The organism is Amycolatopsis sp. WAC 04182, from assembly GCF_003947465.1.
Lineage (GTDB): Bacteria > Actinomycetota > Actinomycetes > Mycobacteriales > Pseudonocardiaceae > Amycolatopsis.
Genome location: NZ_QHJJ01000004.1, coordinates 931,389 through 947,206, shown reverse-complemented (window position 1 = coordinate 947,206; position 15,818 = coordinate 931,389). Strand labels below are relative to the sequence as shown.

The following is a 15,818-nucleotide window of genomic DNA, read 5'->3' as shown; positions in this document are numbered from 1 at the left end:
GGGCTATTTTGCCAGCTCGGCTAGTAACGGGCGGCGAGCACGCCCGCCAGCCTGTCGACGTCGGATTCGGGGAGGGCGGGCCTGCCGGATCCGTCACCGAGGCTCACCACGACCACCAGTGATCCCTTGGCGGTGGTCCGCTGGGCACTGGACGCCCCCGTCGGCAGCGACGGAACGGCGGAACCGGCCGGGAAGACCGCGGCGGAGACCGTGCCGCCCGGCACCTGGAACCCCGCGGACCTGGCTCCCGTCGTACAGAGGTCGCCGGGCGTCGACTTGGCGACATCCACGGGGACCGGGAGCTCGCCAGCGAGGGCGGTGGCGAGCTCCCGGTCCACCTGGTCGCACCCGTAGGTGCCTTCGGCCGTCATCTGGCCGGTCCTCTCTGGCCCGTCGCCCCCCTGCTGAGGCGGCGGGTTCGAGAAGTTCGAGGGGTCCCCGCTGTCAAGAGGACGTACGGACGCCGCCCCGGGTTGCCCCGCGGAGGCCGCTTCGTTGTCGGACTTGGCCGCGCTCCCCGTCTGGAGCTCGCTTCCGCCGAGCACGCCGAACATGCCCACTCCGGCCAAGGCCAAAACCACCGCACTACAGGCCACCGCGATACCGTTTCGGCGTCGAGCGGTGGCGCGTTTCGAGGCGCGAACCACGTCGGCGGTGTCGAAGGTCGGCGACGGCGCGTCGCCGGGGGCGTCACGGAACAACGCCTTCAGATCATTCTCGTCCATCCCGTGCCACCTCCTCCTTCTCCATGACCTGCCTGAGGTTCGCCAACCCGCGCGCGGTCTGGCTCTTCACGTTTCCTTCGCTGCAGCCGAGCGCCTTCGCCGCCGCACCGACGTCCAGCCCTTCGAAGAACCTGAGCACCAGCACGGCCCGCTGCTTCGGGGGCACTTCGCGCAACGCGGCCAGCAGGTCTTCCCTGGTGACGACCTGCTCGCCGAGGTCGAAGCCGTCCTGCGGCGGTTCGGGCAGCTCCTCGGTCTGCCACTCCCGCCGCCACGGCCGCCTCGACTCGTCGATGGCCGCCCTGACCAGCGTCTTCCGCACGTAGGCGTCGGTCGCCGCCCGTTCTCTGATCTTCTTCCACCTCCGGTGCAGCGCGACGAACGCCGTCTGCGCGAGGTCGTCCGCACGATGCCAGTCACCGCAGAGCATGTACGCGGTCCTGCGCACGGAGTCCCGCTTCGCGGCGAAGTACTCCGCGAACTCTTGTTCGTCGCGCTGGTTCACGCGGTTTTTGTCTCCGCTCTTGCCTCGTCGGTGGGTAGGACGGAACCGGGGGCGTCCACGGTTGCATGAGCGGGCGTGGCGGACCAGCCGGGGAGGAGATTCATGGCGGGCCCGTCGATGTGATGTGATCGTACCGTGACCTCGCGCTCTCTCCCGCAGATCGATTTCCGCTCCGACACCGTGACCCGGCCGGACGACGTCATGCGCCAGGCCATGGCGAAGGCCGAGGTCGGCGACAACGTCCTCGACGGCGATCCGACCGTCGGCGCACTGGAACAGCGCGCCGCGAAGCTGCTCGGCATGCCCGCGGCGCTCTGGACGCCGACCGGGACCATGGCGAACCTGATCGCGCTGAGCCTTCATCTCCAGCGCGGTGACCGGTACCTCGCCCCGCGCGGCGCGCACGTGATCACCGACGAACTCGGATCCGCCGCCTGGCTCGCGGGCGGCATGCCGGAGCCGCTGGAGCACGACGCCGGGCCTGGCCGTCCGACGCCGGAAACGCTTTCGGCGGCGATCGGCAACCCGCGCGGGCCGTACTACGCGATGCGCACCCCGCTGTTGTGCCTGGAGAACACGCACAACTCCGCGGGCGGCGCAGTCACCCCGCCCGACGAGCACGCGCAACTGGTCGCGGTGGCGAAGGAGGCCGGGCTGACCGTGCACCTCGACGGCGCCCGCATCTGGCACGCGTCGGTCGCGCTGGGGATCCCGCCGGCGGCGCTCACGGTCGGCGTCGACACCGTTTCCGCCTGCTTCTCCAAGGGGCTCGGGGCACCCGTCGGCTCGGTGGTGGCGGGCAGCGCGGAGTTCGTCGAGAAGGCGCGGCGGATGCGCCAGATGCTCGGCGGCGGTATCCGGCAGGGCGGTGTGCTGGCCGCGGCCTGCATGGTCGCGCTGGATCGCATCGGCGACCTTGCCGAGACGCACGAGAACGCGACACGGCTCGCCACCGGGCTCGCGGAGCACGGTTGGGAGGTCAACGCGCCCGAAACCAACATCGTGCAGGTGGCCGCTCCCGACCTCGAAGGCAGGCTGGCGTGGCTGGCCGGGCTCGGGATCCTGACGCTGCCCAGCTCCGGCCGGATCCGGTTCGTGGCGCACCGGGACCTTTCCGCGGCGGACATCGAGGAAACCCTTCACCGCATCAAGACCGGGGGCTGAACATGAACTGGATCGTCTTCGACTACGGCGACGTCATCAGCGCGCACACCGACGCGCTGCCGACGCTGGCCAAGGCCTTCGGCCTCGAAGTCGCCGACTTCGAACCGCACTACTGGGCCGAACGGGTCCGGTACGACTCCGGCGGCACGGACCTCGAGTACTGGCAGAGCATCGGCCGCGCGCTGGACGTCCCGGTGGACAAGGCGTTCTCCGACGAACTGACCGCCATCGACGTCACCGGCTGGACACACGTCGAGCCCGACGTGCTCGAACTGCTGGAAGGGCTGCACGAAGCGGGCGCGGCGCTCGCGCTGCTCTCGAACGCGTCGTCCACCTTCGGCCGGTGGGTGCGCGAGCAGGAGTGGGCGAAGCTGTTCCGCGTGAAGCTCTTTTCGGGTGACCTCGGCTGCATGAAGCCCGACGCGAAGATCTACCGCATCCTGCTCGCCGAACTCGGCGCCGAACCGGCCGACTGCCTGTTCTTCGACGACCGTCAGTCCAATGTGGACGGTGCGCGGGCGGTCGGGATGCGGGCGGAACGCTGGGTCGGCGTGACCACGGCGAAATCCGGCTTCGGCTCTTCGGAGGAATAATTCACCCTCGTCGCTCATCCGCTTACGCGCGGTGAAGCGGATGACCTACGCTGAACCAGTCCAAACCGATTAACCCCCGGTAGGTGCCCATGTCCGCGGACCAACGCCCGTTCGTGCCCGTCGATTTCGACCGGCCGAGCATCGCGCGGGTCTTCGACGCACTGATGGGCGGCCAGGACAACTACGAGGCCGACCGGGTGGCGCTGCGCCAGATCCTGGAGATCTCGCCGGACGCGCGGGCCATGGCCAAGGAGGTCCGGCACTGGCTGGTCCGGACCGTGCGCTACCTGACCGACCGGGAAGGCATCGACCAGTTCCTCGACCTCGGCTCCGGCTTCCCGACCATGGACAACACGCACCAGGTCGCGCAGCGGTACAACCCCGAGGCCCAGGTCGTCTACGTCGACCGGGATCCGGTGGTCCAGGCGCACGGCCGCGCGCTCCTCGCGGCGAACGACTTCGCGCATATGACGGCCGCCGACCTGACCGAACCGGCCGAGGTCATCGAGGAGCTCGCCCGCACCCACCGGCTGGAGTTCGACCGGCCGGTCGGGTTGATCCTGTGCGCGATCGTCCACCACATCCAGGATCTCGACGAGGCACGGAAGATCGTCCGCGCCTACGTCGACGCGCTGGCGCCAGGCTCGTTCGTCGCGCTGCTGCACCAGCACAATCCCGCCGACGGCTCCGAAGCGGCCGACGTCGCGACGTCACTCGAGAAGCGCTTCACCGGCACAGGGCTGGACACGCTGTACCGGACGCGCGACGAGATCGAGTCCTTCTTCGAGGGACTCGATCTCATGGAGCCCGGCCTGACGTATCCGCACCTGTGGTGGCCGGACGGGCCGCGCTTCACCCCGCTTTCGCCCGTGAACTTCACGTCGCTCGGCGGGGTGGCGCGTAAGCCCTAGCGGCGGAGCTGCTTCGGGGTGCCCTTGCCCTTGATGGCGCCGTACGCGGCCGTGCCGAGGAAGACCGCGCCGCCGATGACGGCGATCCAAAAGACGGCCTTCACGAGGAAACCGAGCACGGATCCGAGCACCATGAAGGCCACCCAAGCCAGGATCAGCCCGCCGACGATCTTCCAGAACATGGCATCCTCCGATTGCCTCACCGTGCCCATGCGGGCCCGGTGAGTCCAGGTTGTCAGGCGGAGCTCGAGATCGCCTTCGTTCTGCCTAACGTTCAGGGTGAATTCCGGGTTCCCCCTTAGAGCCAGTCGCCCAGCCTCCGGACCCCTTCGTCGATGTCCTCGCGAGAGCCCGCGAAGGAGAAGCGCACGAACCGCCCGCCGTCGACCGGGTCGAAGTCGATCCCGGGAGCGATCGCGACACCCGTGTCGGCGAGGAGCCGCTGGCACCAGCTGAGGCTGTCGTTCGTGTACGCGGAGACGTCGGCGTAGGCGTAGAAGGCGCCTTCGGCCGGCGCGAGCTTGTCGATGCCGATGCTCTTGAGGCCGGTGAAGAGCACGTCGCGGTTGGCCCGGTAGCGCTCGACATGGCCGTTGGCCTCCGCGTACGCCTCCGGAGTGAACGCGGCGACCGCTGCATGCTGGGAGACCGCGGGCGGGCAGATGGTGAAGTTGCCGGTCAGGACGTCGATCGCGCGATGCAGCCGCTGGGGCGCGAGCATCCAGCCGAGCCGCCAGCCGGTCATGGCGAAGTACTTGGAGAACGAGCCGAGGACGAGCGCCTCGTCGCCGTACTGCCAGGCGCAATCGAGCCCGGCGCCGTAGGAGATCCCGTGGTAGATCTCGTCGCTGATCAGTTGCACGCCGTGTGACGCGCACCAGCCGCTGATCGCCGCCAGTTCACCCGGTGGCAGGACGGTGCCGGTGGGATTGCTCGGGCTGGCCACGATGAGTCCCTTGATCGGCCCCAGTTCGTCGAGCAGCGCGACGGTCGGCTGGAAGTTCGTCCCGGCGCCGGTGGCGAACTCGACGACCTCGCAGCCGAGCACCTTCAACAGGTTGCGGTAAGCCGGGTATCCGGGACGCGCCATCGCGACCCGGTCGCCCGCCTCGAAGGCACTGAGGAACGAGAGCAGGAAACCGCCGGAGGAACCGGTCGTCATGATGACGTCCTGCGGGCTCACTTCGACCGGATAGGTGCGGTTGTAGTGCTCCGCGACGGCCTCGCGCAGTTCCGGGATGCCGAGTTGCTCGGTGTAGCCGAGGTTGTGGTCCTTCAGCGCCCGCTGCGCCGCTTCGAGTACGGGCTGCGGCGCCGGCGCGGACGGTTGCCCCGCGAGCAGCGGGACCAGGTCCCCGTGACTGCGCTGCCGCGCCTGCGCGGCCGAAAGGACGTCCATCACGTGGAACGGCGGGACGGCGGAACGTGCGGCGGGGCCAGGGAAGGACATGCGAGTGAGGCTAACTTGCCTTCGCGAGGAGGACCGAGAACCCGTCGAGGAGCCGTTGCAGGCCGAACTCGAAGAGCGTGTCGAGGTCGTAGTCGAACGGGGCACGCGAGACGACGCCGGCGAAGTTCGGGAAACGACCGCCGGAGACCAGGTCCCAGAGGATCGGCTCGTGCTCCGCCAGCCAGGCGTCGGCCGTGACCGCCGTCCCGGATTCGGTGTCGGCTTCGGCCTCGAAGCTGAGGGCGATGCCGCGTACGTGGTTGAAGATCGTGATGTGCGCGTACATGATCGTCGACGCCGGGAGGCCGTGGCCGTCGAGTGCGCGGGTCGCCCAGTCCGCGTGGGCCAGCAGGTTCGGCAGCGGCTGCGGACGGGTGATCGAGAGCGCCTGCGCGAGCCAGGGATGCCGCCGGAACAACGCCCATTGCGCCCTCGCCATCAGCTCCAGCTGGGCTCGCCAGCCGGGCGGCGGTTCGGGCGGGAAGCGGATTTCGCCGAGCGCCATGTCCGCCATCTCGAGGATCAGCTCCTCCTTCGCGGTGACATGGCGATAAAGCGCCATCGTCGCGACGCCGAGGCCGGAGGCGACGCGGCGCATCGAGAGCGCGCGGATGCCCTCGGCGTCGGCGATCCGGATCGCGGCCTTCACCACCCGCTCGCGTGAGAGCTCCGCCTCGGTTCTGGGCGCGGGCTTCCGGCCACGGCTCGCGACGACCGTGCCCGCGCCGGGTTTGGCGACGACCAGGCCGTCCCGTTTCAGCGTGGCCAGCACCTTCGTCGCGGTCGCCATCGCGACACCCCACTCGGCGATGATCCGGCGCGTCGACGGGACCTTGTCGCCCTCGCGCAGCTCGCCGGAGGTGATCCGTCGGCGGATCTCGGCGGCGATCCGCAGATAGGGCGGATCGGTCATGGTCGGCTCCCTGCCATAGTGCACCTAACTCCCTTTCTCCTCCCGCACTACGTTGACCGCACTAGTGCGTCGGAGATTTTCTGCGCTTTTTCCTGGGGCTTCGGTTGGGCGTCCATACGTTGTACGCAGTGCTTCAAGACACCGTACACAAGGAGTGGACATGCGGAAGGTCCTGATTTCGGGGGCGGGAATCGCCGGTACGACGCTGGCGTACTGGCTGCGGCGGCACGGTTTCGCGCCGACGGTCGTCGAGCGGGCACCCGCGCCCCGCGTCGGCGGGCACGCGGTCGACATCCGCGGTACGGCGCTCGGCGTCGTCGACCGGGTGGGGGTGCTCGGGCGCCTCCGCGAGCTGAGCACCGACATGCGCGGGATGTCGTTCGTGAACGGCGCGGGGAAGACCCTCGTGAAAGTCACCGACCACACGCTGACCGGCGGGCTCACCGACAGCGAAGACGTCGAGATCCTGCGGGACGACCTCACCGGCACACTGGCGTCGGTCGCTCAGGAAGGCGTCGAGTACGTCTACGGGGACTGGATCACCGGGATCGCCCAGGAGACCGAAGGCGTCCGGGTCACCTTCGCTCACGGCGAGGCGCGGGACTTCGATCTCGTCGTCGGCGCGGATGGCCAGCACTCAGCCGTGCGATCGCTGGTTTTCGGGTCTGAGAAACAGTTTTCGCACTACCTGGACACCTATCTCGCGGTGTTCACCGTGCCGAACTTCCTCGACCTGGACCGCTGGCAGACCTTCCACATGACGCCGGGAAAGCTGGCCGGGCTTTACAGCGCCCGAAAGAACACCGAGGCGCGGGCGATGCTCGGCTTCCAGTCGCCGGAAATCGACTACGACCGCTACGACGTCGAGCAGCAACGGAAGCTGATCGCCGACCGTTTCTTGGGCCACGGCTGGGAAGTACCGCGCCTGCTGCGAGAAATGGAGTCGAGCGAGCTGTACTTCGACTCCATGACCCAGATCCGGATGGACCGGTTCACCGACGGACGCGTCGCGCTGGTCGGCGATGCGGGCTACGGGCCTTCGCCACTTTCGGGACAGGGCACCAGTTTGGCGCTCGTCGGAGCCTACGTGCTCGCCGGTTCACTGGCCGCTTCTCGTGATCATCGCGCCGCTTTCGCTTCCTACGAAAGGGAAATGCGGCCTTTCGTGCTCCAGAACCAAGCGCTGGCGTCGATGAACCAGAAGAAGCAGACGCGGTTCCGGCAGTGGAAGCAGATCCAGTCGATGCGGCTGTTGCCTTACCTGCCGCTCCGGGATCGCCTGATGAAGTCGGCCATGCGGCCGCTGACGGAGGCGGCGAATGGCCTGGTACTCAAGGATTACTGAACCGCTCGTGAGTGGTAAGGACGGAGGGCCGGGGGGGTGTTGCGAAAGCCACTTTCGCAACCTTCAACGTTGCGAAAGTGGCTTTCGCAACACGACGGCCAGGGCTCGCGTGATCCGGCGGACGAGCGTGACGGTCACCAAGGTAGTGAAGGCCTCCTTGCCTACTCTCAAAGTAGGCAAGGAGGCCTTCACGGACCGGCCTGCGGCCAAACGAGGTCGTTTAGTAGCCCTGGTATCCGCCGCCGCCGGCCATGGACTTCAGCCCCGGGTGCCCCTCGAAGCCGCCGTACCGCGAGAACGTGTACCGGACGCCCGCGATGATGTTGTCCACCGGGTTGTAGATGTCGTCGTGCCCGGGAAGCTTGTGCGCGTTGAAGGTCGGGTCGATGCACTGCATCAACCCCTTGGACGGCGTGCCCTTCGCCGCGTTGGAGTCCCAGTTGTTGATGGCGTTGGGGTTGCCGCCGGACTCCTTCTCGATGATCGTCCAGATCTTCTGGATGTCCGCCTCGGTCACCGGGATCCCGTTGGCCTGCAGGATCTTGATGGCCTCTTGGATCCACTGCTGGACGTTGCCCGGGGGCGTCGTCGACGGCGGGCCACCGCTCGGGCCGAGGCCGCCGCCCCCACCGCCACCGCCGCCTCCTCCACCGCCGCCACCGCCTCCGGCGTGGAGACCGCCTGTGCGCTTGGGGACGCTGCCGTCCTTGCCCGGCATCGGGACCTTCGAGTAGCCGCCCTCGATGTCCTTCTTCATCAGCTCTTGGGACTTCTGGATCATCTGGTTGGCCTGGTCGACCAGGCCCTTGACCCGGGTGTCGGCGTCACTGGCGATCTTGTTGATGTCGGTCTTGGCCTTCTGGATGATCTCGGCGGCCGAGGGGCTCGGCGCCGGCTTGTGATCCTTCTCGGCCTGCGCGGCGGCCTGGATCGCCGCGTTCTTGTCCGTCTCCGCCTGGGTGTTGCGCTTGTTGATCGCTTCCTCGGCGCCCTTGTAGGCGTCGGCGACCTGGGTCTTGATGTTGCCGAGATCGGCATGGACCCGGTCGAGGTCGTCGACCACCTTGCCCAGCTGCTCTTCGACGTTCTTCCCGGCCTTGGTGATCGACTTGACGTACTCGAAGAAGGCCTCCGCGGCGGGCCCGGCCCAGACCCCGCCGTTCAACGCCTGGGTCGAGTTGGTCAACGCCGCGCTGTGGTCACCCGCGTTGTCAGCGGCCGTCTTGAACTGCTTCGACGCGTTCTGAATGGCGGCCAGATTGACCTTTTCGATCTGTTCGGCCTTCTTGACCAGTTCGCCCCAGCCGTCCGGCTCCCCGGCGCCGACACCGTTCAACCCCACTGCTCAAGCCCCCTTGTTCCCTGGCCCCCGGCCTGGCGAATCGTCACAGGTCTCCGTGCACCTTCAGGTTGTCCACGTGGACCGCTTCGGTCTCCTTGATCAAGCCTGCCGCCTTTCGCAGCACGAAGGCCGTGGCCTCCATCAGCTGACCGGCCGAATCGAATTCGTTGTGGACCCCTTGTTTGAACTTGCCGACCGCACCCTTCGCGTCGCCGTGCTCGTCCACTCCGCCGAAGGGGGATTCCTTCTCGTCATCCATCCCGGTGACGCCTTTTTTGGTCTTCTCGAACTCGTCCTTGAGCTTCTCCACCTGACCGGCGGCGATCCCCATGGATTCCGGGTCGTACACAGGCACGGTTCGTCATCCCCTTCACGGAAAAACTCGTATCCGCCCGATCAGACGCGCGGCCGATCAGGACGGTTCCCGCGCATACTTTAAGACCTCGGCGGTGCGGCGTGCGCGCATCCACGCCAACTTCCACCCCGCCGATATCGACTTCGCGAAACAGCCGAATCGGGCAAGTCAGAAATCGGCGACTTCCCGGATCCGGGTCGCCAGCAACTGGTTGTCCGCCGGGGTGATGGTCGCCCAATCCCGCCCGTCCCGGTTCCGCGCGACCTGGAACAGGTATCGGCCCGCGTCCGTGTCGTAGAAGGCGACCACGCTGTCCGCGCGCCGGGGGCGGCCGTCGCGGCCGGCGCGTTCCACACCGAACTGGCCGCGCGCCTCCTGGCCGAGCAGCATGCCCGCCACCTCCTGGGCCTGCCAGAGGGGCACGTCCAGGTCTTCGAGCGCGGTGACCAATGCCTTCGCCTCGCCGCGGGCGGCGGCGTCGGCTTGGACGAGGACGTCGTGCGGGATGCTGATCGACTGGCCGACGCCGGGGCCGAGATCGCCCGCGACCGAGACCGCGGCTTCGGCGAGGGAGCTCTCCCTGGCGGGGATCAGCCACACCTGGCCGGAGTCGATCACGCCGAGCAACGCCTGGTTGCCGACGCTCACCGCCTGGCCTTTGATCTCGCGGTCGGTCCACACCCAGACGTCGATCGCGACCCGGGGGTGCGCGAAGAGGTTCAGCATGTCGACCAGTTCGCCCGACGCCTGGTGTCCCCGCGCGAGACCTCGCGCGCGCAGGGATTCCCAGGCCTCTTCGATCAGTGCCGCCCGCTCCGTGTGGGTCGTTCCGGGGCTCGGCACGTCGAGTGCGACATGGCGGCCGGGGAGCCGTTCGGCTTCCCAGAGCATTTCGAACTCGAGTGCGGACAGCACCAGGCTGCCGTTGTCGTTCGGCACAGGTTCAGCGCGCTTCCCGGTTGCCGTGGTCACCGATCACGTCCGGCGACACCAGCCGCTCGTCGGTGAACAGGTCCTTGTCGTCGACGCCGTAACGCCTGATGTGCTCCGCGTCCTCTTCGACGTCCTGGGTGGCGGCGCGCTCCATGAACTTCGACTCGGGCTTCGGCTGCTTCGCGCCGATCTTCTCCGAGCGCCGCATGGCCTCCTCTTCGGGAAGCTCACCGATCGGGAGCTGGCGGGTCGGCTTCACGCCGCCTTCCTGACGGGGACGGCGGTCGCGTTCCCGGTCGCCGCTCAGCGCACCACCGGCGACACCGGCGCCGAGCGCCGCGGCACCGGCGCCCAGGTCGCCCGCGGCCGGACCGGTGATCTTCGGGACGGCGGGGAAACCGCGGCCGGATTCGTTGCCGGGGGCCATCGGCGTCTGCGGTCCGGAGCCGACCGAGCGGCCCTTGCCGAGCGCCTGGTCGCCACCCGTGCCACCACCGATGTTGCCGAAGACACCCGGACCGGAGCTGGAGCCGGGACCCTTGCCGAGCGCGCCGTCGACACCGGGGCCGGTGCCGAACGACTTGCCGACCGGCTGCGCCGACGTGGTGCTGTTCGGCGGCGCGCTGCCGGTGGACTGACCCGGCGGGACGTTCGGGGTGTTCGGCGCGCCCGGTGCGCCCGGCGGAACGAACGGCGGCGACGTCGGCGAGCCGGTGCCCGGGTACGAAGGCCTGCCCTGTTCGGGCTGCGGGGACGGCCGGTTCGGCGTCACCCAGCCCGCGCCCGGCGCGGGTGTCTTGGACGGCACTGTCGTCGGGGCGGCGGCCGCGGGAGCCGTGGTCCCGGCGTTCGGCGCCGACGCACCGGTTTTGCGGGCCGTCCCACCGCCCATGGCGAGGCCGTAGGCAGGCGTCGGCGCGTCGTAGGACGGCGCCTTCGGGTTGCCGACGGGCTGCGCGACCGGCGGCACGTACTTCGACTCGACGGCGGCCGACGCGGGCCGCACACTGCCGTCCGGGGTCAGATCCGTGGCCGTGCCCGCCAGGTCGATCGGGGCGGAACCGCCACCCGCTCCGGCGGCCGTCGTGGTCTGGGTCAGGTTCATCGCCTGCGGGTCGGCCAGCGTGTCGGTCGTCAGCAGGTTCTCGCCGCTCGTCTTGGCGTAGTCGTTCAACGCCTCCTGCGCCTGCGCCCGCGCGTTGTTCGCGGCGCTGACGCTCTTGGCGTGGTCGGTCTCGAACCCGATGAGGCTCAGGACGACGTCACCGATGGTCAGGCCGCCGGCGCCCTTCCGGACCACTTCCGGATCCGGGAGCTTGTGCAGCGTCCGGTTGAAGGCCTCACCCTGGGCGAAGATCATCTCCGCGGAATGCGAGACCTTCGAGTTCGCGTCCTGGGAGAAGCCCGCCTGCTCGGTGAACACCTGACCGGCGGCACCGCCGGCCTCGCTCTGCCATTCCACGCCGAGCTTGCCCAGCTCGTCGCGCAGCGTCTTGTCGGTGTCGGCGAGCGCGCCCGCGACGGATTTCAACGCGTCGACGGCGATACCGATGCTGCCGGTGCCGTCACCGCTGCGGAAGCGTTCGATCTCGGTCGCGATCCCGGTGTCGGTGTAGCCGTCGAACCGAAGATCGCGGAGCCTGCCCGCGAGGTCGGAAACGTTCACGCCGCCCTCCCTAGTTGCGTGCTTTCAAGGTCTGCAAAGCCGAATCGGCCGCCTGCGCGGACATTTCGCACAGCTGCGGCATGGTGAACGCGCCGGCGGTGACGGCGACCGCCCGCACCGCCAGCGTCTGTCCCTGAGCGACACCGACGAGCGTTTCGCAGTCGCCCGGCGTGCCGGCGTCACGGTGGTTCCTGATGGCCGGGAACCCGCCGACCGCCGTCGGTTCCGTCGTCATGCTGTTCTTGCGGCGCTTGCCGGTGAACCACTCTTCGACGTCCGCGGTGATCGTGCGGACGTAATAGCCGTGGAAGGGCTGCGCGGTGTCCGAATCGAAGACACAGGTCGGGCCGTCGATCGGTTCCGCGGCCGCGCGCGGCTTGCTGTTGATCTTGAGCTGGTCGAGCTGCGGATCGGTGAGCAGGGCACACGGATCGACGCCCTGCAGGCTCAGTTCGGCGGGCCTGGCGGGCAGTGCCGACGCTTTGGCGCCCTGCGTGACCGAGGCCAGCGCCGGTTCGTCGGGGAACGCCTGCCCGCCCGTGTCCGTGGCGCATCCGGCCAGCGCGAGGGTGAGCACCCCGCCGGTCACCAGCAGGCGAGACCTACGCCCGGTGTACACCACGGTCCCCGAACGCGGCGGCCTTGTCCGCATCACTGGTCTTGTACTCCTTGGCCGCCGTGCGGAGCTGGTTGACCAGGCCCCGCAGACCGGCCACGTACGCCCGGACCTGCGCGGCGTACGACTGGTCGCCGTCGGCCACGAGCTCGTTCCAGACGCTGGTCGCGTGCACGCTCACGGTGTCGTTGGCGGGCGTGTCGATCCGCAGCTGGTCGAGCCGCGTCATGAGCTTGTCCTGCAACGCGTCGATCTGCTCTTCGACGATCTTCGCGACTTCGAGCAGCTTCGACGGATCGACTCTGATGTCGGCCACCGACGGTGGCGTCGGGACCGCCGACGTGAGGTCCTGGATCTTGCTCGATGCTGCCATTCCCCACCCCTTGGAAACACGCACGGTGACCGTTCGCCCTGTCGAGGCTACCAACGCCGATGTATCGAGCGCCTAAGCTTCTCAGGAAATACCGGGTTAGACGCAGCGGTCGCCGAAGCGGTTCCGTCCGTAATTCACGAGACCGGGGTGGCGATCTCTCCCTTGGCGGCGAGCAGGGCGATGTCGGTGCGATGGTGGGAGCCGGCCAGGTGGACCTTCTCGACCGTCGCGTAGGCGTCCTTGCGGGCGGCCTTCAGGTTCTTGCCGGTGCCGACCACCGACAGCACGCGGCCGCCGGAGGAGACCACGGCACCGTCGTCACGGCGGCGGGTGCCGGCGTGGAGCACGCCTTCGAGCTCGCCACCGGTGATGACGTCGCCGGTCCTCGGCTTGCCGGGGTAGCCGTCCGCGGCGAGCACGACGGTGACCGCCGCGCCGGAATCCCACTCCAGCGGCGGCAGGTCGGCGAGCTTGCCGGTCGCCGTCGCGTGCAGGACCTTGCCGAGCGGGCTGCGCAGCAGCGCCAGGACGACCTGGGTCTCCGGATCGCCGAACCGGCAGTTGAACTCGATGACCTGCGGGCCCTCGGAAGTCAGCGCGAGACCGGCGTAGAGCAGGCCGGAGAAGGTGGCGCCGCGGTTGTCGAGCTCGTCGACCACGGGCTGCACGATGCGGGCGACGACGTCGTCGACCAGGTCCTTCGGCGCCCACGGCAACGGGGCGTACGCGCCCATGCCGCCGGTGTTCGGGCCCGCGTCGCCGTCGCCGACACGCTTGAAGTCCTGCGCGGGCAGCAACGGGACGACCGTGCGGCCGTCGACGAAGCAGAAGAGAGAGGCCTCCGGGCCGTCGAGGAAGGACTCCAGGAGCACCGGGTGCCCGCCGTCGAGCAGCATCAGGGCGTGCTTGCGCGCGACGTCGACGTCCGTGGTGACCACGACGCCCTTGCCCGCGGCGAGACCGTCGTCCTTGACCACCCAGGTGGGGCCGAAGCGGCCGAGCGCGGCGTCGAGACGGGCCGGGTTGTCGACGACCTCGCAGTGCGCCGTCGGCACCTTCGCGGCCGCCATGACGTCCTTCGCGAACGCCTTCGAACCCTCGATCCTGGCCGCGGACGCGGACGGGCCGAAGCAGGCGATGCCCGCCTTCCGGACCGCGTCGGCGACACCGGCCACCAGCGGGACCTCGGGGCCGACCACGACGAGGTCCGCCTGCCACTGCTTGGCGAGGGCGGAGACGGACTCGGGGTCCGCCGCGTCCACGCCGAGTTGTTCGGCCACCGCGGCGGTGCCGGCGTTACCCGGGGCACAGGCCAGTGCGGTGACGGAAGGGTCTTCCGCGACCGCGAGGACAAGTGCATGCTCACGGGCGCCGGACCCGATTACCAGTACGCGCACGACGCACAGGGTAACCGGGCCGGTGAGCCCCGAACACGTCGCCGTCCTCGAGCGGGTGGTTCCATCCGGCGTTCACCCGGCGGTCAGCGCTCCGCCGGTCCGTCTTCGCCGTCCGGACGCCTCCTGCGTCAAGGGTTGCGCGGTACCCCGAGTTCAAGCGAAAGAGGTTACCCACCATGCGAAAGCGCCTGGGCGTGCTCGCCCTGTCCGGACTCGCCGTACTCAGCGTCACCGGTCTGGCGGGCGCTGCCGAGCCGAACGCCCAAGATGTGTCGGCGCTGGCGAAGGGTCACGATGGTCCGGTGATCGTCGGACACCGCGGCGCCCCCGGCTACCGCCCGGAGCACACGCTCGCCTCGTATGAGCTCGCCTACCGTCAGGGCGTCGACTGGGTCGACGTCGACCTCGTGCCCACCAAGGACGGCCAGCTGGTCGCCCGGCACGAGAACGAGATCGGCGGGACCACCGACGTCGCGAAGCACCCCGAGTTCGCGAGCCGGAAGACGACGAAGGTCATCGACGGCACGTCGTTCACCGGCTGGTTCACCGAGGACTTCACGCTCGCCGAGCTGAAGACCCTGCGCGCGACCGAGCGGATCCCGCAGCTGCGGCCGAACAACAAGATCTACGACGGCCGCTACCAGATCGCCACCTACCAGGAGGTGATCGACCTGACGCGCCGGCTGGGCCGCGAGCTGCGCCGTGAACTGGGGACGTACCCGGAGATCAAGCACTCGACCTACTTCTCCTCGATCAAGAACCCGACCGAGCCGAAGCTGGTCGAGGTGCTCAAGCGCAACGGGCTCAACCACCCGAAGGCGCCGGTGATCATCCAGTCGTTCGAGGTGTCGAACCTGATCGCGCTCTCGCGCCAGGTGCGGGTGCCGCTGCTGCAGCTGACCTCGGCGACCGGCGCTCCGGCCGACTTCGTCGCGAAGGGCGACCCGCGGACGTACGCCGACCTCGTGACGCCGGCGGGCCTGAAGGAGATCTCGAAGTACGCGGACTACCTGGGCCCGGAGAAGGCGCAGGTCATCCCGGCGGTGAACGGCGCGCTGGGACAGCCGACCAAGCTCGTCGCCGACGCGCACCAGGCCGGGCTGAAGGTCGGGCCGTACACGTTCCGCAACGAGAACAACTTCCTTCCGCAGAGCCTGCGCTCGTCGGCGAACCCCGCCGAGTACGGCAACGCGTTCGCCGAGCAGGAGGCGTTCCTCAAGGCGGGTGTCGACGGGTACTTCGCGGACCACCCGGACACCGCGCTGGAGGCCGTGAAGGCGTTCCGGGGGCGCTGAGCTTCTCGAGGTCGCTGACCCCGAAGTACGTGAAGGCCCCCACGGGCGCCGACTGTGTGGATTTTGGGGCGTTGGATGATCAGAAATCCACACAGTGCCCGCGCTACCGGCCCGGTCACGCGGGCCAGACCGACAGAGACGCGAGGGGGTGTGTGGAAATAGAGACGTTGAACGTCTCTATTCCCACACACGCCTCACCCGCGGTGACAATCGCCCGCCACTGACTACGCCGGGT

Annotated in this window: 17 protein-coding genes; 5 read left to right on the top strand and 12 right to left on the bottom strand. The window is 68.9% G+C overall.

The window, feature by feature from the left end:
• Positions 1-20: 20 nt before the first annotated feature.
• Together DMH01_RS24800 and DMH01_RS24795 are read right to left on the bottom strand one after the other, a co-directional pair.
• Positions 21-725, bottom strand: coding sequence for a hypothetical protein (locus tag DMH01_RS24800; protein ID WP_125679607.1), 705 nt, complete (start codon positions 723-725; stop codon positions 21-23).
• Positions 712-1,230, bottom strand: a complete 519-nt coding sequence (locus tag DMH01_RS24795; RefSeq protein WP_005152531.1) for a SigE family RNA polymerase sigma factor — start codon at positions 1,228-1,230, stop codon at positions 712-714. The genes DMH01_RS24800 and DMH01_RS24795 overlap by 14 nt, the downstream gene beginning before the upstream one ends.
• A 135-nt stretch (positions 1,231-1,365) precedes the next feature.
• On the opposite strand from DMH01_RS24795, the gene DMH01_RS24790 reads away from it, so the two are divergent.
• From DMH01_RS24790 to DMH01_RS24780, 3 genes are all read left to right on the top strand, one after another.
• Positions 1,366-2,394, top strand: a complete 1,029-nt coding sequence (locus tag DMH01_RS24790; protein ID WP_125679606.1) for a low specificity L-threonine aldolase — start codon at positions 1,366-1,368, stop codon at positions 2,392-2,394.
• A gap of 2 nt (positions 2,395-2,396) precedes the next feature.
• On the top strand, positions 2,397-2,987 hold the full coding sequence (locus tag DMH01_RS24785) for an HAD family phosphatase (protein WP_125679605.1): 591 nt from the start codon (positions 2,397-2,399) through the stop codon (positions 2,985-2,987).
• An 89-nt stretch (positions 2,988-3,076) separates the two neighbouring features.
• Positions 3,077-3,898 (top strand): SAM-dependent methyltransferase, encoded by an 822-nt coding sequence (locus tag DMH01_RS24780; RefSeq protein ID WP_125679604.1) that lies wholly within the window; start codon positions 3,077-3,079, stop codon positions 3,896-3,898.
• Here DMH01_RS24780 and DMH01_RS24775 read toward each other — a convergent pair.
• The 3 genes from DMH01_RS24775 to DMH01_RS24765 all read right to left on the bottom strand — a co-directional run bounded on the left by DMH01_RS24775 (position 3,895) and on the right by DMH01_RS24765 (position 6,261).
• Positions 3,895-4,080, bottom strand: a complete 186-nt coding sequence (locus DMH01_RS24775; RefSeq protein ID WP_007032516.1) for a hypothetical protein — start codon at positions 4,078-4,080, stop codon at positions 3,895-3,897. The genes DMH01_RS24780 and DMH01_RS24775 overlap by 4 nt on opposite strands.
• A 116-nt stretch (positions 4,081-4,196) precedes the next feature.
• Positions 4,197-5,348, bottom strand: coding sequence for a pyridoxal phosphate-dependent aminotransferase (locus DMH01_RS24770; protein WP_125679603.1), 1,152 nt, complete (start codon positions 5,346-5,348; stop codon positions 4,197-4,199).
• Positions 5,349-5,358: 10 nt separating this feature from the next.
• The gene (locus DMH01_RS24765) at positions 5,359-6,261 is read right to left on the bottom strand and encodes a TetR/AcrR family transcriptional regulator C-terminal domain-containing protein (protein WP_125679602.1); all 903 of its coding nucleotides are present in this window, start codon (positions 6,259-6,261) and stop codon (positions 5,359-5,361) included.
• Between the two features lie 160 nt (positions 6,262-6,421).
• Here DMH01_RS24765 and DMH01_RS24760 point away from each other — a divergent pair, with 160 nt between their 5' ends.
• Positions 6,422-7,606, top strand: coding sequence for an FAD-dependent monooxygenase (locus DMH01_RS24760; protein WP_125679601.1), 1,185 nt, complete (start codon positions 6,422-6,424; stop codon positions 7,604-7,606).
• A gap of 220 nt (positions 7,607-7,826) precedes the next feature.
• Here DMH01_RS24760 and DMH01_RS24755 read toward each other — a convergent pair whose 3' ends face one another.
• The 7 genes from DMH01_RS24755 to purD all read right to left on the bottom strand — a co-directional run bounded on the left by DMH01_RS24755 (position 7,827) and on the right by purD (position 14,288).
• The gene (locus DMH01_RS24755) at positions 7,827-8,948 is read right to left on the bottom strand and encodes a transglycosylase SLT domain-containing protein (RefSeq protein WP_125679600.1); all 1,122 of its coding nucleotides are present in this window, start codon (positions 8,946-8,948) and stop codon (positions 7,827-7,829) included.
• Positions 8,949-8,991: 43 nt separating this feature from the next.
• Positions 8,992-9,303, bottom strand: a complete 312-nt coding sequence (locus DMH01_RS24750; RefSeq protein WP_034312505.1) for a hypothetical protein — start codon at positions 9,301-9,303, stop codon at positions 8,992-8,994.
• Positions 9,304-9,471: 168 nt separating this feature from the next.
• The gene (locus DMH01_RS24745; RefSeq protein WP_125679599.1) at positions 9,472-10,242 is read right to left on the bottom strand and encodes an ESX secretion-associated protein EspG; all 771 of its coding nucleotides are present in this window, start codon (positions 10,240-10,242) and stop codon (positions 9,472-9,474) included.
• 4 nt (positions 10,243-10,246) lie between these two features.
• Positions 10,247-11,902, bottom strand: a complete 1,656-nt coding sequence (locus DMH01_RS24740; RefSeq protein ID WP_125679598.1) for a hypothetical protein — start codon at positions 11,900-11,902, stop codon at positions 10,247-10,249.
• 10 nt (positions 11,903-11,912) lie between these two features.
• A complete protein-coding gene (locus DMH01_RS24735) occupies positions 11,913-12,554 on the bottom strand; it encodes a DUF3558 domain-containing protein (RefSeq protein WP_233621654.1) in 642 nt (213 codons plus the stop codon).
• Positions 12,505-12,891, bottom strand: coding sequence for a PE domain-containing protein (locus DMH01_RS24730; protein WP_125679597.1), 387 nt, complete (start codon positions 12,889-12,891; stop codon positions 12,505-12,507). The genes DMH01_RS24735 and DMH01_RS24730 overlap by 50 nt, the downstream gene beginning before the upstream one ends.
• A gap of 134 nt (positions 12,892-13,025) precedes the next feature.
• A complete protein-coding gene (gene purD / locus DMH01_RS24725; protein ID WP_125679596.1) occupies positions 13,026-14,288 on the bottom strand; it encodes a phosphoribosylamine--glycine ligase in 1,263 nt (420 codons plus the stop codon).
• 176 nt (positions 14,289-14,464) lie between these two features.
• Here purD and DMH01_RS24720 point away from each other — a divergent pair, with 176 nt between their 5' ends.
• Complete coding sequence (locus DMH01_RS24720; RefSeq protein ID WP_125679595.1) at positions 14,465-15,583, top strand: glycerophosphodiester phosphodiesterase; 1,119 nt, start codon at positions 14,465-14,467, stop codon at positions 15,581-15,583.
• Positions 15,584-15,818 lie beyond the last annotated feature (235 nt).